The organism is Propioniciclava sp., assembly GCF_029977985.1.
Classification (GTDB): domain Bacteria; phylum Actinomycetota; class Actinomycetes; order Propionibacteriales; family Propionibacteriaceae; genus Propioniciclava.
Genome location: NZ_JARKOT010000236.1, coordinates 1 through 2,084 on the forward strand (window position 1 = coordinate 1; position 2,084 = coordinate 2,084).

Below are 2,084 nucleotides of genomic sequence, written 5' to 3' on the forward strand. Positions count from 1 at the left end.
GTACGCCAACCACGTCCACCTCGAAGTCGTCGGCGACGGCGACGCCCACTCCCTCATCCGGCCCGAGGCGATCATCCCGCCCACCGCCACCGACCTCCTCGAACGCATCCTCGCCCGCGACGAGGACAACACCTCCGCCACCACCACCGCCCGCACCCTCGCCGACCCGGCCAACCGACTCGCGGACGCCGTCGCCCGCTACACCGACGCCCTCGGCTACGCCGCCGAACAGACCGCAGGCGCCGACCTCGTCCAGCGCCTCGAACAGGCAGCCGACGAGCTCGTCGCCGGACTCCCCGACGCTCCGGCGTGGCCCACCCTTCGGGCCCATCTGCTCTTGATCGCGGCGTCCGGAACTGACCCGGTCCGGGCGCTCACCGAGGCCGTGCAGGCCCGTGAGCTGGGCAGCGCCGCCGACCCGGCAGCCGTCATCGACTGGCGCCTCGAACCCGCCCCCGGACGCGAAAACCAGCCCGGACCCCTCCCCTGGCTGCCAGGTCTGCCCGCAACCCTCGCCCGGCACAACGACTGGGGCGACTACCTACAGCGACGCCACGAACTCGTCGTCGAACTCGCCGACCAGGTGCGCGACCAGTCGCTGGCGTCCACCCAGCTCCCGACGTGGGCGCCCGCCGGCAGCTTCCGTCCCGACACCGCCACCGTCGCCGACCTCACCGTGTGGCGCGCCGCGCATCGGACTCCCCCCACCGACACGCGACCCACCGGCGAACGGCAGTTCTCGGCCGTCGAGGCCCGTTGGCGGGCCCGCCTCGATCGGCGCATCATCGACCACCTCGCCCCCGCCGTCGCCGAATGGACACCGCTGCTCCACCAGCTGGCACCGGCTGCCGACCGGGACCCCTACCTCCCCGTGCTGGCGCATCGGCTTGCGCAGCTCTCGGGCGTCGGCCTCGATGCCCACCGGCTCCTCCGGGCCGCCACCAACGAAGGCCAGCTCCCCGACGACCATGCGGCATCAGCCCTGTGGTGGCGGATCTGCCGGCACCTCACCCCCGCCGTCGCCACCCAGCTCGCCGACCAGCACCACACCGTCACCGCCAGTTGGCTGGCTGATCTCGAACAGAACGTCGGCCCCGAACGCACAGCCGCCCTGCAGGCCTCGCCGTGGTGGCCGGCGCTCGTCGTCACGGTCGAGCAGGCACTCGCCCGCGGCTGGCAGCTCACCGACCTGATCAGCACGCCCGAGGGTGCAGTCGACATCGACGACTGCCAGGCCCTCGTCTGGCGAACCAGCGTCCTGCTCGCCCCCTCCCCGACAGCGACGACCTGCCTCCCGACCCCGCCGATGCCGCCCCGGACCAGCACTGGACGGCGCACGCCGACTTGGATCACGCAGCAGGCGCGACAACGGAGGACAACCAGATCGACTGGGTCGAACCGAACCTGGTCTTCACTTTCGAGGCCTTCGAACGCCGGGTGATGACGCCGCCAGAGCTCTCCGCCGCGGACCTCAACGCCCAACTCGACCGCGCCGACGCCTGGCGCGCCAGCCCCCACACCCCCGAAAGACTCGCGGCCGTCAACGAGCTCGCGGTGGAGTTCTACCAGACCTGCTACCACGGCTCGTGGGCCCAGCCCTACCTGGCCGCACGCTTCGGCACCAACATCGCCGACGACCCCGACATCCGCCCCGGCTACGCCCCCGCTGGCTGGACCAGCCTCGTCACCCACCTCCACCGCCGCGGCGTCACCGACGAGGAGTTGCTCGCCTCCGGCCTCGCGGTCACCGCCTCCACCGGACGCCTCATCGACCGGGTCCGCGACCGAGCCGTGTTCCCCATCGTCCACGACCAGCAGGTCCTCGGGTTCGTCGGACGCCGCCACCCCGACGCCACCGACCTCGACCACGCCGGACCGAAGTACCTCAACACCGCCGAGACCCTGCTGTTCCACAAGAGGGCCCAGCTGTTCGTCGCCGGGGCACGGCACCTGGACGCCGGCGGCATCCCCGTCGTCGTCGAAGGACCCGCCGACGCCATCGCCGTCACCCGCGCCAGCGAGGGCCGCTACTTCGGGGTTGCGCCCCTCGGCACCAACCTGACCAGCGAGCAAGCCACCCAACT

The 2,084-nt window shown here is 72.3% G+C and carries 2 pseudogenes; both read left to right on the forward strand.

Annotated features, from left to right (window positions below):
* Window positions 1-1,441, forward strand: a pseudogene (locus Q1K57_RS13495) (hypothetical protein); the annotation flags it as partial.
* Window positions 1,441-2,084 (forward strand): annotated as a pseudogene (locus Q1K57_RS13500) (transfer protein Tra); the annotation flags it as partial. The pseudogenes Q1K57_RS13495 and Q1K57_RS13500, both read left to right, overlap by 1 nt.